27 protein-coding genes are annotated in these 25,294 nt (G+C 73.1%); 17 read left to right on the forward strand and 10 right to left on the reverse strand.

Features of this window, described 5'->3' with window-relative positions:
• Positions 1-26: 26 nt before the first annotated feature.
• The 3 genes from ACIOC0_RS32010 to ACIOC0_RS32020 form a co-directional block, all read right to left on the reverse strand.
• A complete protein-coding gene (locus ACIOC0_RS32010) occupies positions 27-680 on the reverse strand; it encodes a zf-HC2 domain-containing protein (protein WP_402159236.1) in 654 nt (217 codons plus the stop codon).
• A 141-nt stretch (positions 681-821) separates the two neighbouring features.
• Positions 822-1,334, reverse strand: coding sequence for a hypothetical protein (locus ACIOC0_RS32015; protein WP_402159237.1), 513 nt, complete (start codon positions 1,332-1,334; stop codon positions 822-824).
• 149 nt (positions 1,335-1,483) lie between these two features.
• The gene (locus ACIOC0_RS32020; RefSeq protein WP_351096361.1) at positions 1,484-2,032 is read right to left on the reverse strand and encodes a sigma-70 family RNA polymerase sigma factor; all 549 of its coding nucleotides are present in this window, start codon (positions 2,030-2,032) and stop codon (positions 1,484-1,486) included.
• Positions 2,033-2,253: 221 nt separating this feature from the next.
• On the opposite strand from ACIOC0_RS32020, the gene ACIOC0_RS32025 reads away from it, so the two are divergent.
• The gene (locus ACIOC0_RS32025) at positions 2,254-3,402 is read left to right on the forward strand and encodes a CapA family protein (protein WP_402159238.1); all 1,149 of its coding nucleotides are present in this window, start codon (positions 2,254-2,256) and stop codon (positions 3,400-3,402) included.
• A 51-nt stretch (positions 3,403-3,453) separates the two neighbouring features.
• Here the strand turns inward: ACIOC0_RS32025 and ACIOC0_RS32030 are convergent, their stop codons facing one another.
• A complete protein-coding gene (locus ACIOC0_RS32030) occupies positions 3,454-3,915 on the reverse strand; it encodes a universal stress protein (protein WP_402159239.1) in 462 nt (153 codons plus the stop codon).
• 167 nt (positions 3,916-4,082) lie between these two features.
• Here ACIOC0_RS32030 and ACIOC0_RS32035 point away from each other — a divergent pair, with 167 nt between their 5' ends.
• A complete protein-coding gene (locus tag ACIOC0_RS32035; RefSeq protein ID WP_402159240.1) occupies positions 4,083-4,922 on the forward strand; it encodes a polysaccharide deacetylase family protein in 840 nt (279 codons plus the stop codon).
• Positions 4,923-4,962: 40 nt separating this feature from the next.
• Here the strand turns inward: ACIOC0_RS32035 and ACIOC0_RS32040 are convergent, their stop codons facing one another.
• Complete coding sequence (locus ACIOC0_RS32040; RefSeq protein WP_402159241.1) at positions 4,963-5,628, reverse strand: class F sortase; 666 nt, start codon at positions 5,626-5,628, stop codon at positions 4,963-4,965.
• A 347-nt stretch (positions 5,629-5,975) separates the two neighbouring features.
• Between ACIOC0_RS32040 and ACIOC0_RS32045 the strand changes: the two genes are divergently transcribed.
• Positions 5,976-6,491, forward strand: coding sequence for a hypothetical protein (locus tag ACIOC0_RS32045; protein WP_402159242.1), 516 nt, complete (start codon positions 5,976-5,978; stop codon positions 6,489-6,491).
• A gap of 70 nt (positions 6,492-6,561) precedes the next feature.
• Here ACIOC0_RS32045 and ACIOC0_RS32050 read toward each other — a convergent pair whose 3' ends face one another.
• Both ACIOC0_RS32050 and ACIOC0_RS32055 read right to left on the reverse strand, forming a co-directional pair.
• Positions 6,562-7,326 carry a hypothetical protein gene (locus ACIOC0_RS32050; protein ID WP_351096372.1) on the reverse strand — a complete coding sequence of 255 codons (765 nt, stop codon included), beginning with the start codon at positions 7,324-7,326 and terminating at the stop codon, positions 6,562-6,564.
• Between the two features lie 21 nt (positions 7,327-7,347).
• Positions 7,348-7,476, reverse strand: coding sequence for a hypothetical protein (locus ACIOC0_RS32055; protein ID WP_402159243.1), 129 nt, complete (start codon positions 7,474-7,476; stop codon positions 7,348-7,350).
• A gap of 802 nt (positions 7,477-8,278) precedes the next feature.
• Between ACIOC0_RS32055 and ACIOC0_RS32060 the strand changes: the two genes are divergently transcribed.
• The 4 genes from ACIOC0_RS32060 (at position 8,279) to ACIOC0_RS32075 (ending at position 12,950) form a co-directional block, all read left to right on the forward strand.
• Positions 8,279-9,280, forward strand: coding sequence for an SCO0930 family lipoprotein (locus ACIOC0_RS32060; protein WP_352252815.1), 1,002 nt, complete (start codon positions 8,279-8,281; stop codon positions 9,278-9,280).
• 289 nt (positions 9,281-9,569) lie between these two features.
• Positions 9,570-10,382, forward strand: a complete 813-nt coding sequence (locus ACIOC0_RS32065) for an SAM-dependent methyltransferase (RefSeq protein WP_402159244.1) — start codon at positions 9,570-9,572, stop codon at positions 10,380-10,382.
• Positions 10,379-12,514, forward strand: a complete 2,136-nt coding sequence (locus ACIOC0_RS32070) for a putative bifunctional diguanylate cyclase/phosphodiesterase (protein WP_402159245.1) — start codon at positions 10,379-10,381, stop codon at positions 12,512-12,514. The genes ACIOC0_RS32065 and ACIOC0_RS32070 overlap by 4 nt, the downstream gene beginning before the upstream one ends.
• A 49-nt stretch (positions 12,515-12,563) precedes the next feature.
• A complete protein-coding gene (locus tag ACIOC0_RS32075; protein ID WP_402159246.1) occupies positions 12,564-12,950 on the forward strand; it encodes a DUF4440 domain-containing protein in 387 nt (128 codons plus the stop codon).
• A 456-nt stretch (positions 12,951-13,406) separates the two neighbouring features.
• Here ACIOC0_RS32075 and ACIOC0_RS32080 read toward each other — a convergent pair whose 3' ends face one another.
• Positions 13,407-14,294, reverse strand: a complete 888-nt coding sequence (locus ACIOC0_RS32080; protein WP_402159247.1) for a LysR family transcriptional regulator — start codon at positions 14,292-14,294, stop codon at positions 13,407-13,409.
• Between the two features lie 120 nt (positions 14,295-14,414).
• On the opposite strand from ACIOC0_RS32080, the gene ACIOC0_RS32085 reads away from it, so the two are divergent.
• The 6 genes from ACIOC0_RS32085 to ACIOC0_RS32110 all read left to right on the forward strand — a co-directional run bounded on the left by ACIOC0_RS32085 (position 14,415) and on the right by ACIOC0_RS32110 (position 19,867).
• The gene (locus ACIOC0_RS32085) at positions 14,415-15,086 is read left to right on the forward strand and encodes a succinate dehydrogenase (protein ID WP_402159248.1); all 672 of its coding nucleotides are present in this window, start codon (positions 14,415-14,417) and stop codon (positions 15,084-15,086) included.
• A 1-nt stretch (position 15,087) separates the two neighbouring features.
• Positions 15,088-17,037, forward strand: a complete 1,950-nt coding sequence (locus tag ACIOC0_RS32090; RefSeq protein WP_402159249.1) for a fumarate reductase/succinate dehydrogenase flavoprotein subunit — start codon at positions 15,088-15,090, stop codon at positions 17,035-17,037.
• The gene (locus tag ACIOC0_RS32095) at positions 17,034-17,780 is read left to right on the forward strand and encodes a succinate dehydrogenase/fumarate reductase iron-sulfur subunit (protein WP_402159250.1); all 747 of its coding nucleotides are present in this window, start codon (positions 17,034-17,036) and stop codon (positions 17,778-17,780) included. Before ACIOC0_RS32090 ends, ACIOC0_RS32095 begins: the two co-directional genes overlap by 4 nt.
• A gap of 205 nt (positions 17,781-17,985) precedes the next feature.
• The gene (locus ACIOC0_RS32100) at positions 17,986-18,759 is read left to right on the forward strand and encodes a GNAT family N-acetyltransferase (RefSeq protein ID WP_402159251.1); all 774 of its coding nucleotides are present in this window, start codon (positions 17,986-17,988) and stop codon (positions 18,757-18,759) included.
• A complete protein-coding gene (locus ACIOC0_RS32105) occupies positions 18,759-19,580 on the forward strand; it encodes a lysophospholipid acyltransferase family protein (RefSeq protein WP_402159252.1) in 822 nt (273 codons plus the stop codon). Before ACIOC0_RS32100 ends, ACIOC0_RS32105 begins: the two co-directional genes overlap by 1 nt.
• Before the next feature lie 89 nt (positions 19,581-19,669).
• Positions 19,670-19,867 (forward strand): hypothetical protein, encoded by a 198-nt coding sequence (locus ACIOC0_RS32110; protein ID WP_402159253.1) that lies wholly within the window; start codon positions 19,670-19,672, stop codon positions 19,865-19,867.
• A 10-nt stretch (positions 19,868-19,877) separates the two neighbouring features.
• Here the strand turns inward: ACIOC0_RS32110 and ACIOC0_RS32115 are convergent, their stop codons facing one another.
• A complete protein-coding gene (locus ACIOC0_RS32115; RefSeq protein WP_402159254.1) occupies positions 19,878-20,876 on the reverse strand; it encodes an LLM class flavin-dependent oxidoreductase in 999 nt (332 codons plus the stop codon).
• Between the two features lie 63 nt (positions 20,877-20,939).
• On the opposite strand from ACIOC0_RS32115, the gene ACIOC0_RS32120 reads away from it, so the two are divergent.
• The gene (locus ACIOC0_RS32120; protein ID WP_402159255.1) at positions 20,940-21,431 is read left to right on the forward strand and encodes a hypothetical protein; all 492 of its coding nucleotides are present in this window, start codon (positions 20,940-20,942) and stop codon (positions 21,429-21,431) included.
• A gap of 24 nt (positions 21,432-21,455) precedes the next feature.
• Here the strand turns inward: ACIOC0_RS32120 and ACIOC0_RS32125 are convergent, their stop codons facing one another.
• On the reverse strand, positions 21,456-21,671 hold the full coding sequence (locus ACIOC0_RS32125; protein WP_351096401.1) for a dodecin: 216 nt from the start codon (positions 21,669-21,671) through the stop codon (positions 21,456-21,458).
• 235 nt (positions 21,672-21,906) lie between these two features.
• On the opposite strand from ACIOC0_RS32125, the gene ACIOC0_RS32130 reads away from it, so the two are divergent.
• From ACIOC0_RS32130 to ACIOC0_RS32140, 3 genes are all read left to right on the forward strand, one after another.
• The gene (locus ACIOC0_RS32130) at positions 21,907-23,379 is read left to right on the forward strand and encodes a sugar transferase (protein WP_402159256.1); all 1,473 of its coding nucleotides are present in this window, start codon (positions 21,907-21,909) and stop codon (positions 23,377-23,379) included.
• 152 nt (positions 23,380-23,531) lie between these two features.
• Positions 23,532-24,110, forward strand: a complete 579-nt coding sequence (locus ACIOC0_RS32135; RefSeq protein WP_402159257.1) for a DapH/DapD/GlmU-related protein — start codon at positions 23,532-23,534, stop codon at positions 24,108-24,110.
• On the forward strand, positions 24,107-25,234 hold the full coding sequence (locus ACIOC0_RS32140; protein ID WP_402159258.1) for a glycosyltransferase: 1,128 nt from the start codon (positions 24,107-24,109) through the stop codon (positions 25,232-25,234). Before ACIOC0_RS32135 ends, ACIOC0_RS32140 begins: the two co-directional genes overlap by 4 nt.
• Positions 25,235-25,294 lie beyond the last annotated feature (60 nt).

Below are 25,294 nucleotides of genomic sequence, written 5' to 3' on the forward strand. Positions count from 1 at the left end.
GGGCTTCGACTCGCCCTTGTCCAGGGCTACTTGCCGTTCAGGCGGACCAGGGGCTCGCCGGACATCGTGCGGACCTCGTACCAGGCGACCTCGTCGGGGTGGCGGGCGCCGCCGCCCTGCATCGTGTTGGGGCGGGCGTCCTGCCGGGGGACGGTCCAGCTGGTGATGGTCTCCTCCGTGCCGTCGTGGCCGATGGCGACCAGGTGGCAGGCGCGCGGTCCGGCCGCGTCCTTGACCTTCAGCTCGACGTGGCTGCCGTAGACCTCGTCCTCGATGGTGACCTCGGCCCACACGCCGGTCTTCTCGTCGGTGGCGGTGACCCGTACCGCGTCGTCCCCGCCGCCGCCCACCGTCATGGCCAGCGCGGGCGCGGCGAGCGCGATCACCACCGAGGCGGCGACGGCGTACAGCAGCCGGCGGCGGACGGCCCGGTGCCGGGTGGCCACCTCGGCCAGGAGCTTGTCGAGCATCCGGGGGCCGGGCCCGGCGAAGGGGTGCACCGTGCGGGGCGTCGCCCGCCGGTACAACATCATCTGCCGGGTGGTGGGGCCGAACTCGGTTACCTGTGCCGCGCATTGAGGACACTCCATGAGGTGGTCCTCGAAACGGAAGGCCTCCGCCTCGTCCAGCACGCCGAGCGCGTACGCGGCGACGTCGCGATGCCTCTCCAGGGACCTCATGCCGAAACCTCGTGCCGTTGGGTGCCAGTGGGGTTACTCCTTGCTCCCACCGGTACGCACCCGGCAGCCGAATCACTCAAGGCCCGTACCAAATCGTGACCCAGACGTTCGGAGCGGCCGGGCCCGCGGATTGGTCGGAATCTAAAAAAGATGGATGGCGAGATGGCCGAGGGGCAGTCCGAGCTGCCACGCAGGGGTCCACACCTTGGGTCCCTCGTCCTCGCCGGCCCCCGGCGAGCCCCCCGGCACGGCGTTGAGGTCGGGGGCGAGCAGCTCGGTCTCCTCCAGCCAGCGCCAGGCCGCAGCAGCCAGTTCGAGATCGGGTGCGGGAGCGTCCGACTCCGCTGCCAGCAGGGTGAGTTGGGCCATCCTCTCGGCCACCCAGTCCTGCCACGGCTGGTCGTAGGCGGTCAGCGAGAGCCAGGTCTCCAGCTGGGTGACGACCCGGATGCCGGAGAGTTCGCCGTCGGTGTCGGACAGGAAGATGGTGAGCGCCAGAGCGTCGCGCCCGGCACGGAACTCGAAGGACGTCGGCGGCATCAGATCGCCGGTCCGCAGCAGTTCGTCGGCGATGTACTCGGCGTACAACCAGGCCATGGGGACGGTCAGTTCGCCGTCGGCGCCGTCCGTGCTCTGATGACCTCTGTGCTGCATCCCTTCCTGCCTTCCTCCGGTGCGAGCGCGTCACCCGATGCCGGGGCCCGGGGCGACGGGCCCCCTCGGGAACACGGATAAGGACACCCGATTACTCAACAGGGGTCCTCGGCAAGGCGCTTTACGGAGGCTTGACCCGTCCGTGGGTTTCAGCCCAGGTCGGCCGCGTATCCCGGTAGCACCCGGCGCAGGGCGCGCAGCGCGTAGTACGCGCGGGACTTCACGGTACCGGGCGGAATGCCGAGGGCTTCGGCGGCCTCCGCCACACTGGCCCCCTGGAAATACACCAGCACCAGAACTTCACGGTGCTCCGGAGTGAGGGTCTTCACAGCCTCGCGCACATCGAGGGTCGCGACGGCCCGCTCGGCGTGGTCGGCGCACACCGGGGCGTTCTCCAGCACCGCGTCCCCGACCTCGGCCGGCCGGGCCTGCCGCGCCCGCCGCGCGTCGATCGCGAGCCGCCGGCCGACGGTGAGCAGCCAGGGCCGGACGGAGTCGAAGGCGTCGGCGCGCAGCGCCTCGGGGTGCTGCCAGGCGCGCACCAGGGTCTCCTGCACGAGGTCCTCGGCGCGCTGGCGGTCGCCGTCGCACAGCCTCAGCAGCAGCGCGAACAGCGGCCTGCCGTGCTCGCGCTGGAGTGCGGCGAGCTCGTGCTCGGCGGTCGTCGTCGGGGCGGTGAGGGTGGCCGGTGCCGTCATGGCCGTATGCCACCTCAGGTCGGCCGGAAGGGACAGGCCACGCACACGGGTCTGCGACGGACGGTCGATCGCGTCGACGAACGGTTCGACGAACGGTCCGGGCTACGCCGATCGCGCGCATCGCGCCGGACGCCGGGAGTGCCGGACCCTACGCATCCCGTACATGAATTAGTAGTAATACGTGCTCACATATGACAATTCATGGGAAACGGGGTGATCCGGTGATCGGCCGCAGACATCTGGTGGCCCTGGTCCTGACCGGGGTCCTCACCGCGGCGGCCGCCTGCCAGGCCGACGCCCGCCGGCCCGCCGCGCGCGCCGGACGGCCGGCCCCCGCCGCCACCGCCCGCACCTTCACCCTCGTCGCCTCCGGGGAGGTCATCCCGCACACCTCGGTCATCGAACGGGCCCACGCCGACGCCGGCGGGAGCGGCCACGACTTCCGCCCCATGTTCGAAGGCGTGCGCACCCTCGTCTCCGGCGCCGACCTGGCCCTGTGCCACATGGAGACCGTGTACGGCGCGAACGACGCCTACAGCGGCGAGACCCTCTTCAGGTCCCCGCCCGAGATCGCCGACGCCCTCGCCGCCACCGGCTACGACGGCTGTTCCACCGCCTCCGAACACAGCCTCGACGACGGCCCCGACGGCGTCCGCCGCACCCTGGACGCCCTTGACGGCGTCGGCGTACGGCACGCGGGCACCGCCCGCACCGAGGCCGAGGCGAACGGCGTCACCCTCCTGCCCGCCGGGCCCGCGCGCGTCGCCCACCTCGCCTACACCCATGACGCCGGCGGCAACCCCGTGCCGCCGGACCGCCCCTGGACCGTCAGCCGCATCGACGAGAACCGGATCGTCGCCGACGCCAGAGCCGCCCGCCGGGCGGGCGCGGACGTGGTCGTGGTCTCCCTCCACTGGGGCACCGAGTGGCAGGAGGCGCCGGACCGGCGGCAGACGGCCCTCGCCAGGGCGCTCACCGCCTCCCGCACCGGCGGCCGCCCCGACATCGACCTCATCCTCGGCACCCACGCCCATGTCCCGCAGCCCTACGAGAAGGTCAACGGCACCTGGGTGGTGTACGGCATGGGGGACCAGATCGCCGGCCAGATGTTCCGCGGCGGCCTGCCCGAACCGCGCGCCGGCCAGTCCAGCGTCGCCCGCTTCACCTTCACCCGGCCCGCCCGGCCCGGCGGCCGCTGGGAGGTGACGAAGGCCGCGTTCGTCCCGTACGTCTACGACCTCGACGCCGGCCGCACCGTCGACCTCGACGAGGCCCTCGCCCGGGGCGCCGACGTCCAGGGCGTCCGCGACCGCATCCGCAGCGTCGTCCTCAGCCGTGGAGCGGCCCAGCAGGGCCTGACGGCGGGGTAGATACGCGTGGTGAGCGGCCGCCGTGCGGGCGGCGGCCGCCACGAAGAGTCTCTACGGCACCACCGTCACCGGCCAGCGCCCCGCCCTCACCAGGCGTACCGCCACCGAGCCCACCAGCCGGTGGCCGGCCTGCTCCGAGGCGCCCACCACCACCGCGTCGGCCTTCAGCTCGTCCGCGGCCCGCACCAGGCCGGAGTAGGGGTCGCCGCGGAACGTGTGGAACTCCCAGCGCACCTCGAACAGCCCCCGGTTCCGCTCGGCGGCCTCCCTGATCTGCGCCACGATGTCCTCGGCGATCTCCTCGGAGACCTCCGCGACCGGCGCCCCGAGCACCGCGCCCGCCGCCGTCACCGGCTGCACGTACACCAGGGCCAGCAGCGCGTGCTGACGCCGCGCCAGACCCCCCGCGTAGGCGGCGGCCCGCAGCGAGGAGTCGGAGCCGTCCACTCCGGCCACGATCACCTTCGGCCCGTCCGTGCCCCGTTCGAATCCCTGTTCCCGCTGCTCCGTCACACCCCGAGGCTATCCACACCCGGCCCGCGCCGGACCCGCCGGGGCCGTCCACCGTGGCGGCGGACCGCGCCCACGATGCCGCCCGACGCTGGGCCGGGCGGGTGGAATCGGCAGGCGGCGCGGTGTCGTTGGAGAGCGTCGGGCACCGGACGGGCGACTGATGGGGCATGCAGAAGGATCAGTTCTTCACACGGCGCCGGCTGCTGATCGCCGGGGTCGCCGCCGCCGGGGCGGCCGGGGCGGCCGGCCTGTTCCCGGGGGACTCCGGCGACGCGCCGCACCGCCCCGCCCCTCCCGCCGCCGGCGCCCCCGCCCGCCGGCCGCCGGCGAAGCCCTCCGCCCACCGCCTCCAGCCGCTCACCGGAGACGGCCCGCCGCCCACCACGCCCCGCCGCCCGCCGGTGCGGCACGCCCCGCTGCTGAGCGTCCCCGCCCGTGGCCGGACCATGGTGCTGACCTTCGACGACGGCCCCGACCCCCGCTACACCCCCGACATCCTGGACACCCTCGCCGAGTACGGCGTCCCCGCGACGTTCTTCGTGTGCGGGGAGATGGCCGCCGCCCACCCCGGCCTGCTGGCCCGGATGGCCGACGAGGGCCACGTCGTCGGCAACCACACCTGGTCCCACCCCCTCCTCACCCGGCTCAGCCGCCGCCGCATCCGCTCCGAGATGTCCCGCACCTGCGACGTCATCGAGGACGCCTACGGCGCGCGCCCCCGCTGGTTCCGGGCCCCCTACGGCGCCTGGAACCGCGCCGCCTTCCAGCTCGGCGCCGAACTCGACATGGAGCCCCTCGCCTGGACGCTCGACACCCTCGACTGGGCGGGCCCCGGCGCCCACACCATCGTGGACCGCGTCGAGGACGGCGCCGCCCCCGGCGTCGTGGTGCTCTCGCACGACGCCGGGGGCGACCGCACCGCGAGCGTCCACGCCCTGCGCGACTACCTCCCGCGGCTCCTCGACTCCGGCTACCACCTCACCGTGCCCCGCCGCACCTGGGCATAGAGCAGGACCTCGTCGGGCGCCCGCCCGGCCGGGGACCCGCTCAGCGGACCTCGGCCAGGCGGGCGAAGGCGACCACGTTGCCGTCGTACCCGTTCGCCTTGGAGAAACCGCCGCCGCAGGTGATCACCCGCAGTTCCGGCGCGCCCTTGGAGGCGTACACCCGGTCGCCGGGGAAGTCGTTCTTCGCGAACACCTCCACGCCGTAGATCTCGAACACCGCGGTCTTGCCGTCCCGGCGCGGGATCTCCACACGGTTGCCCTGCTTCAGGGCGCCCAGCCCGTAGAAGACCGCCGGCCCCTGCTGGTTGTCGACATGGCCGACGACGACGGCGGTCCCCTTCTCGCCCGGCGAGACGGCGCCGGTGAACCAGCCGGCCAGGTTGGGGTCCTCGGGCGGCGGCGCGCCCACCCAGCCGTCCGGGTCCAGACCGACCGCCATGACGGGGGCGTCGACGCTGATGGCGGGGATGCGCACCCGGTCGGGCTCGGCGTACGGCAGCGCCTGGGGAGCGCCGCCGAGGGCGCTCCGGGCGCCGGCGTCGGCGGCGGCCGCCGAAGCGGGCTGCGGCGGGCCCATGTCGAACTCGCCCGAACCGTTGCGGATGAGCGCGAGGCCGGTCAGCAGCACCAGCGCTATCACCCCCCACGGCGCGCGCTTCCTGGGCCGCTCCTCCTCTTCCTCCGTGGACAGCCCGTACCCGTACATTCGCCATCCCCTTCCGGCGCGGCCGTCGCCACGTCCTTTCGCGCACACGACAGCGCGTGTACGGCAACGCTAAGCGCCGCCCGGGAAACCGGCGACGGGGCGGGGGGCGAACGGGTGGCGGGCGGATTTCGCGTGCGCCATCCGAGGTTCGTCCGGGAGGAAATTTCTGACGGTCCGTGACCTGCGGCGATGTCCGATCGGGCGCATCTCGCCCGGCGTGTCCTCTCACCGGGACGGACCATCCCCGAAATGCGGCTGCCCGCACGGCATCTGAGGGTCTATTCGGGAGGCGTTCACTCGCCGACAGACCGGGGACGGGTCCCGGGACGCCTCCCGCGGAGGAGCACATGCGTACGACTCGTCTTCTGCGGGCCTCGGCGGTCTCGGCCGCCGTGGCCGCCGCTCTCTCGACGGCCGCCCCGGCGGCCGTCGCGCGGGACGGCATCCCCATCAGCCCCAACAGCCCCAGCAACATCCTCGCCCTGCCCAGCGTCATCGCCCGGGGCGGTCAGCTGACCATCACCGTGGACGGCTGCCCCACCGGCGGCACCATGAGCTCCAGCGCGTTCCGGATCGCCAACCTGACGCCGTTCCCCGGCGTCAGGGGGTCCTCCAAGGGCGTGGTGGCCGTCGACATCAACGCGAGCCCCGGACCGCACGGCATCACCGTCAACTGCAACGGACGCACCCTGAGCAACCCGGCCGCCTTCTCCGTCATCGGCGGCGTCCGCGGCGGCCTCGGCGGCAGCACCTCCGTCGGCGCCACCCCGACCGACATCGCCATCGGCGGCGGCCTCGTCGCCGCAGCAGTCGTGGGCGGCGGACTGTTCTGGATGCGCCGCCGCGCCGAGCGCCGGGCCTGAGCACCGCGCGTCGTCCCCCCGGCCGGGGACGGCGGCGCGGAGTCCGCCGCCGTCCCCGCCGGACGTCAGGTCAGTTCCCGGCGCCGGGGAAGAGATACAGGAAGGGCTCGGCCGAGGCGGTGACGCCCCGGCTGTAAGGGGCGTCGAAGTCCCAGATCAGGAAGAGCAGGAAGGCGATCAGGGCGGAGAACAGCCCCGCCAGGACCAGTTCCCGGGCGGTGCGCCGGATCTGCAGCGCGAAGATCATGCCGATGGTGATCACACCGCCGACGATCAGCCCGAACCACACCACGCCGGGCATGGTCGGCCCGGTGGAGTCGGCGCGGGAGTTGCGTGCCTGGTCCGCCGCGGCCATCTGGTCCAGGAGCGGCTGGTAGGCCTGCGCCTCGAAGTCGGACGCCGGCCGGTAGTCGGTGACGTCCACGCGGACCTGCCGCAGGAGCGCGTCGCCGCGCGCGGTCACCTGGCCCTCGTCGGCCATGCTCCGCCACTCGGTGGTGACGACGTGTCCGACATAGGCGTTGACATCCGCTCGAATCCGGTCACGGACGTCGGCCGGGTACACCCGCACCCGCTCCGAGATCTCGTGCAGCGCCTGCGCCTCCGCCTGGACGTGGTCCTGGGCGGCGCTGCGGGCCTCCCAGACGCCCGCGATGGCCAGACCCAGGACGATGGCGTAGACGACTCCGATCCACATCGTCATGTACTCGATGACGTCCGGGGTCTCGGAGGGGTCCTCGTCCTCCGCCGCCCTCCGGTGCCGGACGAGGGTGATGACGACCACCACCGCGCAGGCGGCGAGCATCGCGAGGGTGAGAACAAGCCATTCCGGCAAGGGAAGCCTCCAGGGCGGGCGTCAGCGGGGCCGCAGCGCGGCGACGGCGATCACCGCGGGCAGGGCGACGAGCAGGAGATAGGTGACCGGTGACCGGCCGCCGCGGACGGGCCGCTGGTGTGCCGGGGCGTGGTACGCGGGGTAGCGCACGGGGGTCACCGGGGGAGCGGGGGGTCGGGGCGCCGGCTTCGGCGGCTTCGGCGGCTGCGGGGGCGGCGGTGCCGGCACAGGCGGTGGGGCGGGCGCTGCGGGCGTGGGCGGCGCCGGCGCCGCGCTTCTCGGCGCCGGCGGTGCGGGCGGGGGCGTCGGGCGGGCCCTCGGGGGAGGGGGCGGTTCCGGGAGCGGGACCGGCTCGGGTTCCGGGGTGGGCTCCGGCGCGGGTGCGGGAGGCGGCGTCGGCGAGCAGGGGGGCTCCGGTTCAGGCTCGGGCTCCGGCGGGGGCGGTGTCGGGCACCCCGGCGGAGCCGGCCACGCATGGCTGCCGGCGACCGCCACCGCCACCGCGCCGTCCGGTCCGGTCGAGGCGTACGCGCACGCGTCGGCCGCGGCGACCCCGGCCGGCACGCCCACGAAGAGCCACGCCGTGGTCACCAGGGCGAGAATCCGGGCGGCGAGCGCGGAGCGGGGCGTTCGGGGTCCATGCACGACGGAGATCATGAGGCCTTCCGTGCGGCGCACGCCCGCGTGCGAGGGCGATTGCCCCGAACGAGGGAAGTTCCGCTTCCTGTGCATTCGTCCGTGACGCTCGCCCGTTTGAGTCACCGCACGTACGTACGAATTCATGGTCGTCCGGGCGGTCCCCGGTGTTGGCCTGAAGGGGGCCCGCCACAGGCGGCGAAAAGAAATTTGTGCTGCGTTTGAACACATCGACCACCCCCGTGCGTACCCATGGCCGTGCGGCGGCGCAGCAGGGCGCTGCAACACCCTTGTGATGATCGGGGAGTTGTTGACGATGAAGACCTCCTGGCGGAGCGCCTCACTCGTGGCGAGCGCCGTGACCGTCCTGGCGCTGACGACGGCGTGCGGTCAGGAAGACGGCTCGGCGGCATCGAGTCAGAACGTCGGCGTCACGGCACCGGCGGGTGGTATCGCGGGCGTGGGCGCCGGTATCGGCGGGGTCGGCGCGGGCGTCAGCCCCAGCACCAGTGCCCCGGCCGTCGCGGGCGGCGTGGGCACCGGCGCGGCCGCCGGCGCCGGGACCGGCGCGAACGCGCAGGGTTCCGCCGGTGAGCTGGCCGTCTCCGCCAACGCCGAACTCGGCAAGGTGTTGATCGACGGCAACGGCATGACGCTCTACCGCTTCGACGCCGACCTGGCCGAGCCGCCGAAGTCGAACTGCGACGGCGACTGCGCGAAGAAGTGGCCGCCCGTCTCCGCCGACGACGCGAGCGCCGGCGACGGCATCGACAAGTCGCTGCTCGGCGAGGTCACCCGCTCCGACGGCAGCAAGCAGCTCACCGTCGACGGCTGGCCGGTCTACCGTTACGCCAAGGACGCCAACGCCGGCGACACCAACGGCCAGGGCGTGGGCGGCAAGTGGTTCGCGCTGGCCCCCGACGGCAAGAAGGCCAAGGCCGACTCCGCCCTGCCGGGCCTGTCCGTCCGCAAGGACCCCAACCTCGGTGAGATCGTCGTCGACAAGAACGGCATGACGGTCTACCGCTTCCTCAAGGACAAGGCCTGGCCCAAGCCCGTCTCCAACTGCAACGGCGCCTGCCTGGAGAAGTGGCCGGTCGTCGCCCCGGTCGAGGCCAACGACACCCAGGGCGTGCAGAAGAAGGGCCTGATGAACTTCACCCGGTCCGACGGCGTCCAGCAGATGACGGTCAACTGCTCGCCGATCTACACCTTCTCCGGTGACAAGGCCCCCGGTGACATCAACGGCCAGGGTGTGGGCGGCACGTGGTACGCCGTGGCCCCTGACGGAAAGCTGGTCGGCGCGCCCAAGCAGTAGAGATCGCCTCCCCAGGGCTGATCCCGCATACTGCGCCCGGCACGTCCGGCCCCCGGTCCGCCCCCTCCGCGCCGCACGGAGGGGGCGGACCCTTGTGCTGTCCGGCGCGCCGCCCTTGGGGTACTTTGCGACGGGCGGGACGCGGGACTCCGGCAGGACGTGCCGTCGCGGCACGTGCCGCAGGCAGTGACCGGGAACGGATGGTCAATTTCCGTTTCCGCTCGCCCGTTTGGCAGGCGATCAGTAGCCTCTGCTCGAACACCGGATCGCCTACGCCTTGGAGAGATAGATGGACCGTCCCGCCTGGGCCCCCCGGAGCATCGACGTCTCCGTGCCCAGTGTCTCGCGGATCTACGACTACTACCTGGGCGGTTCGCACAACTTCGAGGTCGACCGGGAAGCGGCCCGCAGGGCCATGGACTTCATGCCGGGACTGCCGAAGATCATGCAGGCGAACCGGGCGTTCCTGCGCCGCGCGGTGCGCCACGCGATCGGCGAGGGCGTCACCCAGTTCCTGGACGTCGGTTCGGGCATACCGACGCACGGCAACGTCCACGAGGTGGCCCGGGCCGCCGACCCCGGCGCCCGGGTCGTCTACGTCGACCACGACCCGGTCGCCGTCGCTCACAGCCAGGCGGTCCTGGAAGGTGACGAGAACACCGGAGTCGTCGCCGCCGACCTGCGCAAGCCGCGGGAGATCCTGGCCGACCCCCAGGTGAGCCGACTCCTGGACCTGGAGAGGCCGGTGGCGCTGCTGCTCGTCGCCGTACTGCACTTCGTCGAGGACGAGGACGACCCGTACGCGGCGGTGGCCGAGCTGGCCGGTGCGCTCGCGCCGGGCAGCCTGCTCGTCCTCACGCATGCCTCCTACGAGGGGATCCCGCTGCCGCAGCAGCGGGCCGAGGGCGCGGTGGACGTGTACGAGGACATCCGCAACCCGCTGATCATGCGCTCGCGCGACGAGATCGCGCGGTTCTTCGAGGGGTACGACATGGTGGAACCGGGACTGGTGCCGCCGCCGCTCTGGCGGCCGGAGACAGCACCGGAGGACGAGGACCCGTACGCCTTCTCCGGGTTCGCCGGCGTGGGACGCACCTCGTGACCGCCGAGCCGGACGGGCCGGAGGACAGACTGCGGCGGTTCGCGACGATCTGGAGCCGGGCGGTGTTCCCGGTGACCTCGACGTCGCTGACCAGGGCGGAGTTCGAGGAGCGGCTGCTGCCGCTGGCCCGGCGGCTGAGCGGGGCGCTGCACGCCTGGACCTTCGACGCCGGGACCGGCCGGGCGGTCGGCGCCGCGCTCGTCGACGCGCACTGCACCGACCCCGAGGCCCTCAGCCGCAGCCTGGACTGCGTCGACGCCTACCTGGTGCTGTACTGCGGCGGGGACGGCCCGCCGGAGGACCTGCGCAGCCGCTGCTCCCGGCTCCAGCACGCCATGGCGGCCGGCTTCGCCCAGGCCCTGCGCGAGCGGACGCTCGCCGAGCAGGAGGCCATCGCCCAGGCCGCGCTGCGGGCGCAGGGCGTGGTGGCGCAGGCCCTGCACTCCAGCGAGGCCCGCTTCCGCGCCGTGTTCGAGGGCGCGGCGATAGGGATCGGCATCGCCGACCTCGAAGGCAACGTCCTCCAGGTCAACGGGGCGATGCTGCGGATGTTCGGCGGCGGCGAGCAGTCGATGCGCGGACGCAACGTGCGGGAGTGGACCCACCCGGACGACGCCCCCCAGGTGTGGCGGCTCTACGAGGAGCTGGTGCGCGGCGAACGCGAGCACTACCACGTGGAGAAGGCGTTCCACCGGCCCGACGGCACCGCGCTGTGGACCAATCTGACGGTCTCCCTGCTGCGGGACGCGGACGGCGAGCCGCAGTACCAGCTGGCGCTGATGGAGGACACCACCGAGCGCCGCCTGCTCAACCTGCGGCTGCGCTACGAGGCCACCCACGACGCTCTCACCGGGCTGCCCAACCGCACCCTGTTCTTCGAGCGCCTGGAAAAGGTGCTGGCCGCCGGGGACGAGCAGCGCTTCGGCCTGTGCTACCTGGACCTGGACGGTTTCAAGACCATCAACGACAGCCTCGGCCACGCGGCCGGCGACCGGCTGCTCGTCGAGGTCGCCGACCGCCTCCAGGGCTGCGCGACCGCGCCGGGCGAGATGGTGGCCCGGCTCGGCGGCGACGAGTTCGTGGCGCTCACCACCGGCCCCGAGACCCGCCGCGAGGTCGACGACCTCGCCGCGCGCATCCAGAACGCCCTGGTCGCGCCCGTGCGCATCGAGGGCCGGGAGCTGACCGTGCGCGGCAGCATCGGCATCGTCGAGGGCTGCGCGGGGGAGCGCAGCCCGGCGGAGGTGCTGCGCAGCGCCGACATCACGATGTACCGGGCCAAGTCGGCCGGCGGCAACCGCTTCGAGCTGGCCGACCCCGAGGCCGACGCCCGCGCCATCACCCGGCACGGACTGACCACCGCGCTGCCGGCCGCGCTGGAGCGGGGCGAGTTCTTCATCGAGTACCAGCCGCTGGTCCACCTCGGCGACGGCAGCGTGCGCGGCGCGGAGGCCCTGGTGCGCTGGCTGCACCCGCAGCACGGCGTCCTCGGCCCCGACCGCTTCATCCCGCTCGCCGAGCACACCGGGCTGATCGTCCCGCTGGGCCGCTGGGTGCTGGAGCAGTCGGTGCGCCAGGCCCGCGACTGGAGGGAGCGCGACGGCCTGACGGGCCCGCTCCGCGTCAACGTCAACCTCTCGCCCTGCCAGCTCACTCATCCGGGGCTGGTACAGGACACCGTCGACATCCTGGAGCGCGCGGGCGTCGAACCGCGGGCGCTGTGCCTGGAGGTCACCGAGTCCGCCTTGATCGGCGCCGACGACGACCTGCTCAAACCGCTGCGCCGGCTCGCCGAGATGGGCGTCGACATCGCCCTCGACGACTTCGGCACCGGCTACTCCAACCTGGCCAACCTGCGCCGGCTGCCGGTCAGCGTCCTCAAGCTGGACCGCTCCTTCACCCAGAGCATGCAGCGGTTCCCGGCCGACCCCGTCGACCTGAAGATCGTCGACGGGATCGTCTCCCTCGCCCACAGTCTGGACCTCACGGTCACGGTGGAGGGCGTGGAGACCGGCGCTCAGGCCGACCAGCTCCGGCTGCTGGGCTGCGACACGGCCCAGGGCTGGTACTACGCCCGCCCCGGCCCGCCGGACCGCCTGCACGAACTGACCCTGGTGGATGCCACGGGGTGAGCGCGCAACTCGGTTGAGGGGCGCCCCGGCCGCGGGTGATCATGTGCGGGTGACTCAGGAATCCGATGACGTGAACGAGGCGATCCGGGGCGAACTCAGCCTGCTGGACCCGGCCGTGCGCTCCTCCAGGGACCGCTACCAGCGACTGCTCGACCCGGAGTTCGTCGAGGTCGGCTCCTCCGGCCGGCGCTACACGTACGACGACATGATGGCCTGGCTGCCCGACCACGCGGGCAGTTCGGCGGACGGCCCGCGCTACGACCCGTCGGCCATCACGGGCGTCGTCCTGGCCCCCGGCCTGGTACAGCTCACCTACGAGACGCACTTCGAGGGCCGGAGGGCCCGCCGCACCTCCCTCTGGCGCAAGCAGGACGAGGCGACGGGCTGGCGCATGTACTACCACCAGGGCACCCCGGTCCCCCCGGACACACCCTGAGCACTGTGTGCAGGAACGGGGCGGGGCTGCATCAACGTGCGGCCCCGCCACACGGACGTGACCGGCGGGGGTGCACGCGGCTAGGGGTGCGGGGCTGTATCGATCTGCGGCTCCGCCGCGGGGGTGCGACCGCGAGCACCGCCCGGCAGGCGCGACCGGCGGGGGTGCACGCGGCTAGGGGTGCGGGGCTGTATCGATCTGCGGCTCCGCCGCGGGGGCGCGACCGCGAGCACCGCCCGGCAGGCGCGACCGGCGGGAGTGCACGCGGCTAGGGGCGCGGGGCTGTATCGATCTGCGGCTCCGCCGCGGGGGCGCGACCACGAGCACCGCCCGGCAGGCGCGACCGGCGGGAGTGCACCCCGCCAGGGGCGCGGGGAACTGCGCGGCCAGCCACAAACGACCCGCACCCGACGAACCGCGCGCAGTACGACGGCGCACCGGCGCGGCAGCGCAACCTCACCGCTCGAACAACATCCGCTGCAACTCCCGGGCAGCCCGAGGCGGAGCCACATCGCTGCGGTGCGCCAGCGCGATCGTACGGTGGAGCCCCGGCCGGGCCAACGGAGTGACCCGGAGGCCCCGCCCCGCCCCCGAGGCCACCATCCGCGGCACGACGGCCACCCCCAGCCCCGCCCGCACGAAACCCAGCACCGCGTCCATCTCCCCGCCCTCCACGGCGAAGTCCGGCTCGAACCCGGCGGAGCGACACGCGGCGACGGTCAGCTCCCGCAGGTCGTAGCCGTGCCGGAACATCACCAGGCGCTCTTCCTCCAGGTCGGCGATGCGCACCGGCCGTCGGCCGCCGCCTCCCGGCTCGGGAGCCTCGGGGGAGGACACCACGACCAGGTCCTCCCGCAGCAGCTCCACCGTCGTCAGCGCCGGGGACGGCGACGGCAGCGGCAGCACCACCAGCGCGAGATCGAGCGCCCCACAGGCCAGCAGTCGCACCAGATCGTGGGAGCCGCCCTCCTCGATCAGCAGCCGGACGCCGGGATAGCGGTCGTGGAAGGCGCGCAGCACGTCCGGCAGCAGACCCGTGCACAGGCTGGGCGTGGCGCCCAGGCGAACCCGTCCGCCCCGCAGCTGCACCAGTTCCCGTACCTCGTGGCGCGCGGTCTCCGCGTCCGCGAGGATGCGGCGGGCCAGCGGCAGCAGCGCCTCGCCGGCGTCGGTGAGCGTGATGTTGCCGCGCGCCCGCAGGAACAGATCAGCCCCCAGCTCCCTTTCCAGCGACCGGATCTGCTGGGAGAGCGACGGCTGCGCGACATGGACGAGTGCGGCGGCCCGGGTGAAGTGCCGGGTCTCGGCGACCGCCACGAAGTACTGGAGCTGCTGGAACTGCACCCCGTCATGATAGGCGCGCCCTATCGAAACGAACCGGACCATGTCTTGGACCGATCGGGGGAGCGCGCTCTAGCGTCTTGACCCATGGCTCTGGCAACGCGGTCGGACCGACGGCCGTCCATGGCACGCACCGTGTGGGACTCCTCTGTCGGCAAGAAGACGGTGATGGCCGTCAGCGGCGTGATCATGCTGCTGTACCTGGTCGTCCATATGATCGGCAACCTGAAGATCTTCTTCGGCGCGGCCGAGTTCAACCACTACGCCCACTGGCTGCGCACGGTCGGCGAACCGTTCATGCACTACGAGTGGACGCTCTGGCTGGTCCGGATCGTCCTGCTGCTCGCGGTCGTCGCGCACGCCGTCTCCGCGTACCAGCTCAGCCGCCGCGACATCAGGGCGCGCCCCATCGGCTACGTGCACCGCAAGGCGCGCACGACCTATGCCACCCGCACCATGCGCTGGGGCGGGATCATCCTCGCCCTGTTCATCGTGTGGCACATCCTCGACCTGACCACCGGGACCGTGCACCCGGGCGGCTTCCAGGAGGGCCGCCCCTACCAGAACGTGGTGGACACCTTCTCCACCTGGTACGGCAACGCCGTCTACATCACGGCGATGCTCGCGCTGGGCCTGCATGTCCGGCACGGCTTCTGGAGCGCCGCCCAGACCCTCGGCGTCGGCAGCCGCCGCCGGGACCGCGCGCTGAAGACCGCCGCGAACGTCCTCGCGCTGCTGCTCACGGCCGGCTTCATCGCCGTACCCGTGGCCGTCATGACCGAAGTGGTGAGCTGACATGACCGACTACGCCGACTACCGCACCGGCGAGCCCCTCGTCGATGACAAGGCTCCCTCCGGCCCCGTCGCCGAACGCTGGGACAAGCGCCGGTTCGAGGCCGGGCTGGTGAACCCCGCCAACCGCCGCAAGCACACCGTGATCGTCGTCGGCACCGGCCTCGCCGGCGGGTCCGCCGGCGCGACCCTCGCCGAACAGGGCTACCGCGTCGTCCAGTTCTGCTACCAGGACTCTCCGCGCCGCGCGCATTCCATCGCCGCGCAGGGCGGCGTCAACGCGGCGAAGAACTACCGCAACGACGGCGACTCCGTGCGCCGGCTGTTCTACGACACCGTCAAGGGCGGCGACTTCAGGGCGCGCGAGTCCAACGTGCACCGGCTGGCGCAGATCTCGGTCGAGATCATCGACCAGTGCGTGGCGCAGGGCGTGCCCTTCGCCCGTGAGTACGGCGGTCTGCTCGACACCCGCTCCTTCGGCGGCGTCCAGGTCTCGCGTACCTTCTACGCCCGCGGCCAGACGGGCCAGCAACTGCTGCTCGGCGCGTACCAGGCGCTGTCCCGCCAGATCGCCGCCGGGAACGTGGAGTTGCACCCCCGCACCGAGATGCTCGACCTGATCGTCGTCGACGGGCGGGCCCGCGGGATCGTGGCCCGGGACCTGGTCACGGGGAGGATCGACACCTACTTCGCGGACGCCGTCGTCCTCGCCAGCGGCGGCTACGGCAACGTCTTCTATCTGTCCACCAACGCCATGAACTCCAACGCCACCGCGATCTGGCGGGCGCACCGGCGCGGCGCGTACTTCGCCAACCCGTGTTTCACCCAGATCCACCCCACCTGCATCCCGCGCACCGGCGACCACCAGTCGAAGCTGACCCTGATGAGCGAGTCGCTGCGCAACGACGGCCGGATCTGGGTCCCGAAGGCGAAGGGCGACACCCGTCCGCCGGAGCGCATCCCCGAGGACGAACGCGACTACTACCTGGAGCGCGTCTACCCCTCCTACGGCAACCTGGTCCCGCGCGACATCGCCTCCCGCGCCGCGAAGAACGTCTGCGACGAGGGCAGGGGAGTGGGCCCCGGCGGGCAGGGCGTCTACCTCGACTTCGCCGACGCCGTCGAGCGCATGGGCCGTGAGGCGGTCGAGGCCAAGTACGGCAACCTCTTCGACATGTACCAGCGGATCACCGACGAGGATCCGTACGAGGTGCCGATGCGGATCTACCCCGCCGTGCACTACACGATGGGCGGACTGTGGGTCGACTACGACCTCCAGACCACCGTCCCCGGCCTGTTCGCGATCGGCGAGGCCAACTTCTCCGACCACGGCGCCAACCGCCTCGGCGCCTCCGCCCTCATGCAGGGCCTGGCCGACGGCTACTTCGTGCTGCCGGCGACCGTCAACGACTACCTCGCCCGCACCCCCGCCCAGGACGAGGTGACCGGCGAACACCCGGCCGTGCAGGAGGCGTTGGCGGACACCCAGGACCGGCTGAACCTGCTGCTCGCCGTCGACGGCGACCGCACCCCCGACTCCTTCCACCGTGAACTCGGCGAGCTCATGTGGGAGTTCTGCGGCATGGCCCGCTCCGAGCCCGGACTGCGCAAGGCCCTGGAACGCATTCCCCGTATCCGTGACGAGTTCTGGCGGCGCGTCAAGATTCCCGGCACCGGCGAGGAGTTCAACCAGTCGCTGGAGAAGGCCAACCGCCTCGTCGACTACCTCGAACTCGCCGAGCTGATGTGCCTCGACGCGCTGCACCGCGCCGAGTCCTGCGGCGGCCACTTCCGGGAGGAGTCCCAGACCTCCGACGGCGAAGCCGCCCGCAAGGACGACGAGTTCGCCTACGCGGCCGCCTGGGAGTTCACCGGCCCGGGCGAGGCTCCCGTCCTGCACAAGGAAGACCTGGTCTTCGAGTACGTCCACCCCACCCAGCGGAGCTACGCATGAAGCTCACCCTGCGCGTCTGGCGGCAGAAGAACGCCGACGCCGACGGCGCGATGTCCACGTACGAGGTGGACGGCGTCTCGCCCGACATGTCCTTCCTGGAACTGCTCGACACGCTCAACGAGGATCTCGTCCTGCGCGGCGAGGACCCGGTCGCCTTCGACCACGACTGCCGCGAGGGCATCTGCGGAGCATGCTCGCTCGTCATCGACGGCGAAGCGCACGGCCCGGAGCGGACGACCACCTGCCAGCTGCACCTGCGTTCCTTCGCCGACGGCGACACGATCGACGTCGAGCCCTGGCGGGCGTCGGCCTTCCCCGTCATCAAGGACCTGGTCGTCGACCGGTCCGCCCTCGACCGGATCATCCAGGCCGGCGGGTACGTCACCGCGCCGACCGGTTCCGCGCCGGAGGCCCACGCCACGCCGGTGCCCAAGCCGGACGCCGACTTCGCCTTCGAGCACGCGGAGTGCATCGGGTGCGGGGCGTGTGTCGCCGCCTGTCCCAACGGCGCGGCCATGCTGTTCACCTCCGCCAAGGTCAACCACCTGGGCGCGCTGCCGCAGGGAGCGCCCGAACGCGAGACGCGGGTGCTGGACATGGTGGCGCAGATGGACGAGGAGGGGTTCGGCGGCTGCACTCTCGCCGGCGAGTGCGCGGTGGCTTGCCCCAAGGGGATTCCGCTGGCGTCGATCACCGGGATGAACAGGGAGTGGCTGCGGGCCGTGCGGAAGGCCGGGCGGTAGCGCGGCAGGGGGCTCGCCGTCCTCGGGGCGTGGGCTGTGGGGGGCTGGTCGCGCGGTTCCCCGCGCCCCTGAGGCGTTGCGGTCGCCTGGGGTTCAGCATTCCCACATGCGGGCTCCCGGCGTCGGTCATGTTCTCGCCAACCAGGATCGGGAGAAACGAGGGGTACGCCACCGTCCCCGTAGTGGCCCGTCCCTGGAGTGAGCCATGACCGGCGTTTCCACGCTCGACCGTCCCCCGCAGCACATGGCACCCGGCCGTTACAGCGTGAGCCTGGCCCGCGACGAGGCCGACGTGCGGGCCGCTCAGCGGCTGCGGCACGACGTGTTCGCCGGGGAGATGGGCGCCCTGCTCTCCTCTCCCCGGCCCGGCCTGGACGTCGACCCCTTCGACGCCTGCTGCGACCACCTGCTGGTGCGCGACACGGCCACCGGCCAGGTCGTCGGCACCTACCGGCTGCTGCCGCCGGAACGCGCCGCGGTCGCCGGACGGCTGTACTCCGAGGGCGAGTTCGACCTGACCCGCCTCGACGGCATCCGCCCCGCCCTCGTCGAGGTCGGCCGCTCCTGTGTGCACCCCGACCACCGCGACGGCGCCGTCATCGGGCTCATCTGGGCCGGGATAGCCCGGTACATGGTGGACCGCGGCCATGAATGGCTCGCCGGCTGCTGCTCCGTCCCGCTCGCCGACGGCGGGGCGCTCGCCGCGGGCGTCTGGGACCGGGTGCGGGAAAGGCATCTCGCGCCGACCGAGTTCAGGGTCCGGCCGCTGCTGCCGTGGACGCCGCCGGCCGGCGTCACACCGCCCGCCCGCACCGAACTGCCCGCCCTGCTGCGCGGCTACCTGCGCCTGGGCGCCCAGGTGTGCGGCGAGCCCGCCCACGACCCCGACTTCGGCGTCGCCGACCTCTACGTGCTGCTGTCGATGCGCCGGGTCGACCCGCGCTACCTGCGGCACTTCCTCTCCCTCGTCCCGGCCTGATGAGCGTCTGGCTGCCCGGCGCGCCCTGCACCCCACGGGCGTGCGTCGAGGCCGCCGCCCCCGACGGGGCGCTGCTCGCCGCCGTGCCGCGGGCGGCGGCGCGGCTCACGGGGGTGGCGCTGCTCGTGCTCGCCGGGACCCTCCTCTCGCCGCTCGGGACCCGGATCCCGGCCGGCGCGGTACGGGCGTGGAGCCGGGCGGTCGTACGCGCGGCCGGGGTCCGCATCCGCACCCGCGGCGCCGCCGCGCCCGCCGGCGGGCTGCTGCTGGTCGCCAACCACATCTCCTGGCTGGACGTCCCCCTGCTGGCCGCCGTCCGCCCGGCCCGCATGCTCGCCAAGGCCGAGATCCGGCGCTGGCCGCTCGCGGGAGCGCTCGCCGCGCGCGGGGGCGTCCTGTTCATCGAGCGCGACCGGCTGCGCGCCCTGCCCGGAACGGTCGGCCGGATCGCCGGGGAGCTGCGCGCCGGGCGGGCCGTCGCGGTGTTCCCCGAGGGCAGCACCTGGTGCGGCCGGGACCAGGGGCGCTTCAGACGAGCCGTCTTCCAGGCCGCGTTGGACGCCGGGGCGCCGGTCCAGCCGGTGCGCATCCGCTACCGGGCCCCCGGCGGCGCGGCCAGCACGAGGCCCGCCTTCGTCGGCGACGACCCGCTGCTCGCCTCGCTGTGGCGGGTGGCGACGGCCCGCGGGCTGATGGCCGAGGTGGAGGTGCTGCCGGTCATCGAGCCGGGCGCCCACCCCGACCGCAGACGACTCGCCGCCGAGGCGGGGGCGCGGGTACGCGGGGCGAGGACAGGGGAAGAAACGAGCTGCCGCAGATGAGTTGGCGCGAGCAGCGGCGGAACCGGGCGCGGGCCCGCGCGGGCCGTCTGCGAGGATGGCGCGGACCGTGAGGAAGCTGGGGGGACGGCGTGGCCGTGTTCGTCTTGTCGTGTGTGCTCGTGCTCGTTGTCGGAGGGTGCGTCTGCGTGGTGTGGGCGGCGCGGGGCGGGCCGCGCTGGGTACGCGGGGTCGCCGCCGTCACTGTGGGCCTGGGACAGCTGGTGAGCATGGCCGGGGGCGGCCGCCGGGGCTCCCGCGGCGGTACGGCCGACGACTCGGACGGGTGAATCCTCCCTCTCAGGGGCGCACGAGCCGGGCCAGCCGGCGGTAGGAGTCGAGCAGCGCGGGCCGGTCGTACGTGCTGGTCGTGACGAGGACCTCCTGCGCCTGCGTCTCCTTCAGCACCGTCCGGAGCTCCTCGGCGACCTGCTCCTCGGTGCCCGCGATGTGTCCGGCGAGGCCGGCCTCGTACAGACCGCGCTCCTTCGCGGTCATCGTCAGCGCCTCGACCCGCTCGGCCGGCGGCAGCGGCGGGAAGACACCGTGGGTGCGGGAGTGCGCCATCGACCAGGCCTCCGGCATCAGCAGCCGCCGGGCCTCCTCGGGCGTCCCGGCGACGGCGACCGTGCCCGAGACGACGACGTAGGGCTCCGTCGCCCACGCGGAGGGGCGAAAGCGCTCCCGGTACAGGTCCGTGGCGCGCCGCATCCGGTCGCGGTCGCGCAGGTCGCCGACGACCATCGGCAGCCCCGCCTCCGCCGCGATCCGCGCGCCCTCGCCCATCGCCAGCACGAACGGCGGCACGGACAGTCCCTCGGACGGCCGTGCGTGCACACCCGTCGGGGACGTGCCCCGGAACCAGCCGAGCAGGTCACGAAGTTGGGCCGCGAAGTCCTCGGCGTCCTCCTTGCCGCGCCCGAGGGCCCTGCGCACGCCGTCGGTGAAGCCGACGGAGCGGCCGAGGCCCATGTCGATCCGGCCGGGGAACAGGGACTCCAGCACCCCGAACTGCTCGGCCACCACCAGCGGCCGGTGGTTGGGCAGCATGACCCCGCCGGTGCCGACGCGGATCGTGGTGGTCGCGGCGGCCACGGCGGCGGCGAGGACGGTCGGCGCGGAACCGGCGACGCCGGGCACGCCGTGGTGCTCGGACACCCAGAAACGGTGGAAGCCGAGCGCTTCCGCCTTCCGGGCCAGGGCCACCGTGTCCCGCAGGGCGGCGCCGGCGGAATGCCCCTCCCGGACGCGGGAGCGGTCCAGCACGGAGAACCGGGCGCCTTCGATCACAGAGCTCACCCCTTGTCCAACAAGGGACGACCGCTGTGATTCCCTGCCTGCAAGGACCCCTAAGGTGGTGAGGTGACCGACAGCAGGAACCGGCCGCTCGCCGTGTTCGATCTGGACAACACCCTCGCCGACACCTCCCACCGGCAGCGGTTCCTGGAGCGCCGGCCGCGGGACTGGAACGCCTTCTTCGCGGCCGCGCCGCAGGACCCGCCGATCCCTGAGGGCGTGGCCCTGGCGGTGGAGAGCGCGCGGGAGTGCGAGGTCGTCTACCTCACCGGACGGCCCGAGCGCTGCCGGCGGGACACGCTGGAGTGGCTCGCGCGGCACGGCCTGCCGGACGGGCGTGTGTACATGCGGCGCGACGACGACCGCCGGCCCGCCCGCCGCACCAAGCTGGACGTGCTGCGCCGGCTGGGCCGCGACCGGGAGGTGCGGATCCTGGTCGACGACGACGAGCTGGTGTGCGACGACGCCGAGCGTGCCGGCTTCGCCGTCCTCCGGGCGCGCTGGACACTCCCCTCGGTCACGCTGCGTGTGGCGCAGGAGCGGGAGGGGCGTACCTGAGTCGCACCGCCCGGCGGGCGAGCCTCAGTCCGAGCCCTCCAGGCGGAAGCCGACCTTCAGTCCCACCTGCCAGTGGGCGATGTCGCCGTCCTCGATCTGCCCCCGCACCTGGGTCACCTCGAACCAGTCCAGGTTGCGCAGGGTCTGCGAGGCCCGGGTGACCCCGTTGCGGATCGCCTGGTCCACGCCGTCCGGCGAGGTGCCGACGATCTCCGTGACCCGGTAGGTGTGGTTCGACATCGGGTGCTCCTCTCGACGGCCGCACATGCGACTGCGGCTGTCACCACCGTGCCCCAAGTCGCCCGGGAGCGCGAGACGTCGGCCCTTCGCGTCAGCCACGCAGAGTGAGGACCTCAAAGCCCGATATTCCTATGTATCGGATGATATAAGGATCACGATGTCAGGGTGCGGCTGCGCGCGTCGACGGTCCGCGCGCTCCCGCCCGCTCTCCGTGACTGGGGGTTTGAAGGAGACCATGCGGCGATTCAGAATCGCGATGTCCCGGCAGGCGCCGGTACCTCTGGCGCCCCGCCCCGTCCACCGGGAGGAGACACGGGCGCGCTGGTACGTCCCCCTCTCGGTCTGCGTGGACCTCCTCGGCGCGGCGCTGCCGGTCGCCGCGACGATCGTGAAGGTCCAGGAACCCCACCCGCTGCGCCTCGCGGCCGCCGCGGCCCTGCTGTGGCCCCTCATCGGGGTGATGAGCAAGCGGTACACCCCTGCGGCCTGGGGCGACGGAGGCGGCCTCAGGGCGGTGATAAGAGACTGGCTCGTCCTGGTCGGCGCGCTGGCGACGCTCCGCGTGGTCTGCGGACTGGACAGCGTGCCCGCCGAGGCGTTCACGGCTCTGATCCCCGCGCTCGTCCTCACCGGCGTCTGCCAGAAGGCGATCCACCGTCATCTGCTCGCCGCCCGCCGGGACGCCCGCGCCCTGCGCCATGTGGTGGTCGTCGGCGAGAGCCCCACGATCGACGCCGTGGTCGAGCAGCTCGCCCAGCGCACCGACCACGAGTACGTCATCGTCGGAGCCTGCCCGGTCGGCGACGGCGAGGTCAGCTCCGGCGTCCCGGTGTGCGTACGGCTGCCCTGCGAGGCCCCCGAGGCGCCCGACGCGGACGCCGCGGCCGTCCTCTCGGCGGCCGACGAGCTCGCCGCCGACCTGGTCTTCGTGGCGCCGGGCCGGCACATGTCGGGCGAGCGCGTACGACGGCTGTCCTGGATGCTGCACGACCAGGGTCGCTCCCTGATGGTCCTGCCCGGCATCGTCGAGGTCGCCCGCCGCCGCGTGCGGCTCACCTCGGCCGCCGGACTCACCCTGCTGCACATCGCCCCGCCCCCGCGCGGCGGCGTGCACGCCGTGGTGAAGTCGACCGTCGACCGGCTGGGCGCACTCGCGCTGATCGCCCTGCTCTCGCCGCTGCTCGTCGTGCTGGCGCTCGCCGTTCGGCTGGGTTCGCCCGGCCCCGTCCTCTACCGGCAGACCCGCGTCGGCCGCAACACCGAGCCGTTCCCGATGTGGAAGTTCCGCACGATGGTCGTCGACGCGGACCGCCTCAAGGTCGGCCTGGAGGCGGAGAACGAGAACGACGGGCACATGTTCAAGATGCGCCGCGACCCGCGCGTCACCCCCGTCGGACGCGTGCTGCGCCGCTACTCCCTGGACGAGCTGCCTCAGCTGTTCAACATCCTCTTCGGCCACATGTCCCTGGTCGGTCCCCGCCCGCCGCTGCCCGAGGAGGTCGTCAAGTACAACAACGTCGAGATGCGCCGGCTGAGCATCAAGCCGGGCCTCACCGGTCTGTGGCAGGTGAGCGGACGCTCGGACCTCTCCTGGCGCGAGACGGTCGCCCTCGACCTGCGCTACGTCGACAACTGGTCGCTGTCCGGGGACATGAACGTCATGGCCCGAACCCTGCGCGCCGTGCTCGACGGCCAGGGCGCCTACTGAAGGTCCTCGAGCCGGATGTGGCCTCCACCGGGGCCACATCCGCCATCCGGGCAAGTCTGCCGCCAACACGCGGCCATCGCGGGTGATCCCTCCCGGGGGGCGTGAAGGATCGCGGACGTGGACGTCTTGGGCCCCCGGAAAGGGACACCGTCATGGCACACACCGAGCCACCCGCGCCGCGCTCCCTGCGCGGCTTCACCGGCGCCGGATACGACAAAGGGCGCCCGACGGCGTACCAGGCCGCCTGGTACGCCGCCTCCCATCTGCTCTTCACCAAGTGGTGGTTCCCGGCCCGCTGGCGGCCGCGCCTGCTGCGCGCCTTCGGCGCCCGCGTCGGGGAGCGGGTGCTGATCCGCCGGGGGGTGCGCATCCACTGGCCGTGGAAACTGGACGTCGGCGACGACGTGTGGATCGGTGAGGACGCCTGGATCCTCAACCTCGAACCGGTCACCATCGGCAGCGACTGCTGCGTCTCGCAGGGCGCGCTGCTGTGCACCGGAAGCCATCTGCGCCGCTCGGCCACCTTCGAGTTCGACAACGCGCCCGTCCGGCTGGAGCCGGGCAGCTGGGTCGCCGCCCGGGCGGTCGTGCTGCGCGGCGTCACGGTCGGCCGGGGCGCGGTGGTGGGCGCCGGCGCGGTCGCCCACCGCGACCTCGCCCCCGGTGCGGTCCTCGCCGGCGCCTCCCTTACGACCGCCGCCCACGCCCCCGTCGAGGGAGTCGCGTCATGAGACTCGTCCATGTGGTCACCCTCGTCAGCGACGACGGGGCCTTCGGCGGCCCCACGAGCGTGGCCGTCGCACAGCTCCAGGAGTGCGCCGCCCGCGGCCACGACGTCACGCTGGTCTCGCTGTGGCGGGGACGCGAGCGCGCCGCCTCGCACATCGGCGCCGTCCCCTTCGTCTCCCGCCCGGCCCGGTCCGTCGTACCGAGCCGAGGACTGCTCGGCATGATGCACCCGCTGCTGCTGCGCGACCTGTGGCGCGCCATGGGCCGCGCCGACACCGTCCACCTTCACACCGGACGCGACCTCGTCTCCCTCGCCGCGCTCACCGTGGCCCGGCTGCGGCGCGCCGACTTCGTCGCCCAGACCCACGGCATGGTCGAACCACGGGCCGGCCGCGCCGCACGGCTCTTCGACCGTCTCTATGTGCCGTTGCTGCGCCGCGCCCGCTGCTGCCTGGTGCTGACCGACCGCGAACGGCGGGCGCTGGGCGAAGTGTTGGGACCGGCCGGGCCGCCGCTGCTGTCCCTGCCCAACGGACTGCGCACCTCGGCCGACGAGGCCGCCCGGCGTCCCCGGGAGGGGCACCGGGTGATCTTCCTGGCCCGGCTGCACCCCCGTAAACGCCCCGAGGCGTTCGTCGAGATGGCCGCCCTGGTCCACAAGGAGATCCCCGAGGCCCGCTTCACGCTGTACGGCGCGGACGAGGGCTCGCTCCCGGCCGTCAACAGGCTCGTCGCGGAACGTGGGTTGACCGACGTCGTCTCCTACGGCGGCGCGCTCGACCACGCGGCGGCGATCGAGGCCTACCGCTCGGCGGCCGTCTACGTCCTGCCGAGCGTGCACGAGCCGTTCCCCATGACGGTGCTCGAAGCCCTCGCCGAGGGAACTCCCGTCGTGTGCACGGACAGCAGCGGTATCGCGGCCGAACTGGAGTGCCGTGACGCCGCGTTGGTCACCGACGGCAGTCCGGAGTCACTGGCCGACGCGGTGGCCGCTCTGCTCCTCGACGAGCACCTGCGCCGCCGTCTGGCCGACGCCGGCCGTCGCGCGATCGACGAGGTCTTCTCCATCCGCGCCGTGGTGGACCGCCTCGAAGGCGTCTACGGCGACCGGCCGCGACGCCGTTGACACACGCCGGCTGCCGGCCTCCTCAGGGACCTGAGGAGGCCGGCAGCCCGACTGCGCGCG

This window comes from Streptomyces sp. NPDC088254 (genome assembly GCF_044740925.1).
GTDB lineage: Bacteria > Actinomycetota > Actinomycetes > Streptomycetales > Streptomycetaceae > Streptomyces.

Excerpts from the sequence above, each read along its gene's own strand:
- ACIOC0_RS32135 (WP_402159257.1), top strand. The coding sequence starts at position 23,532 with ATGGCACACACCGAGCCACCCGCGCCGCGCTCCCTGCGCGGCTTCACC.
- ACIOC0_RS32035 (WP_402159240.1), top strand. The coding sequence starts at position 4,083 with ATGCAGAAGGATCAGTTCTTCACACGGCGCCGGCTGCTGATCGCCGGG.
- ACIOC0_RS32140 (WP_402159258.1), top strand. The coding sequence starts at position 24,107 with ATGAGACTCGTCCATGTGGTCACCCTCGTCAGCGACGACGGGGCCTTC.
- ACIOC0_RS32090 (WP_402159249.1), top strand. The coding sequence starts at position 15,088 with ATGACCGACTACGCCGACTACCGCACCGGCGAGCCCCTCGTCGATGAC.
- ACIOC0_RS32040 (WP_402159241.1), bottom strand. The coding sequence starts at position 5,628 with ATGTACGGGTACGGGCTGTCCACGGAGGAAGAGGAGGAGCGGCCCAGG.
- ACIOC0_RS32045 (WP_402159242.1), top strand. The coding sequence starts at position 5,976 with ATGCGTACGACTCGTCTTCTGCGGGCCTCGGCGGTCTCGGCCGCCGTG.
- ACIOC0_RS32060 (WP_352252815.1), top strand. The coding sequence starts at position 8,279 with ATGAAGACCTCCTGGCGGAGCGCCTCACTCGTGGCGAGCGCCGTGACC.
- ACIOC0_RS32085 (WP_402159248.1), top strand. The coding sequence starts at position 14,415 with ATGGCACGCACCGTGTGGGACTCCTCTGTCGGCAAGAAGACGGTGATG.
- ACIOC0_RS32105 (WP_402159252.1), top strand. The coding sequence starts at position 18,759 with ATGAGCGTCTGGCTGCCCGGCGCGCCCTGCACCCCACGGGCGTGCGTC.
- ACIOC0_RS32015 (WP_402159237.1), bottom strand. The coding sequence starts at position 1,334 with ATGCAGCACAGAGGTCATCAGAGCACGGACGGCGCCGACGGCGAACTG.
- ACIOC0_RS32130 (WP_402159256.1), top strand. The coding sequence starts at position 21,907 with ATGCGGCGATTCAGAATCGCGATGTCCCGGCAGGCGCCGGTACCTCTG.
- ACIOC0_RS32065 (WP_402159244.1), top strand. The coding sequence starts at position 9,570 with ATGGACCGTCCCGCCTGGGCCCCCCGGAGCATCGACGTCTCCGTGCCC.
- ACIOC0_RS32125 (WP_351096401.1), bottom strand. The coding sequence starts at position 21,671 with ATGTCGAACCACACCTACCGGGTCACGGAGATCGTCGGCACCTCGCCG.
- ACIOC0_RS32010 (WP_402159236.1), bottom strand. The coding sequence starts at position 680 with ATGAGGTCCCTGGAGAGGCATCGCGACGTCGCCGCGTACGCGCTCGGC.
- ACIOC0_RS32095 (WP_402159250.1), top strand. The coding sequence starts at position 17,034 with ATGAAGCTCACCCTGCGCGTCTGGCGGCAGAAGAACGCCGACGCCGAC.
- ACIOC0_RS32100 (WP_402159251.1), top strand. The coding sequence starts at position 17,986 with ATGACCGGCGTTTCCACGCTCGACCGTCCCCCGCAGCACATGGCACCC.
- ACIOC0_RS32020 (WP_351096361.1), bottom strand. The coding sequence starts at position 2,032 with ATGACGGCACCGGCCACCCTCACCGCCCCGACGACGACCGCCGAGCAC.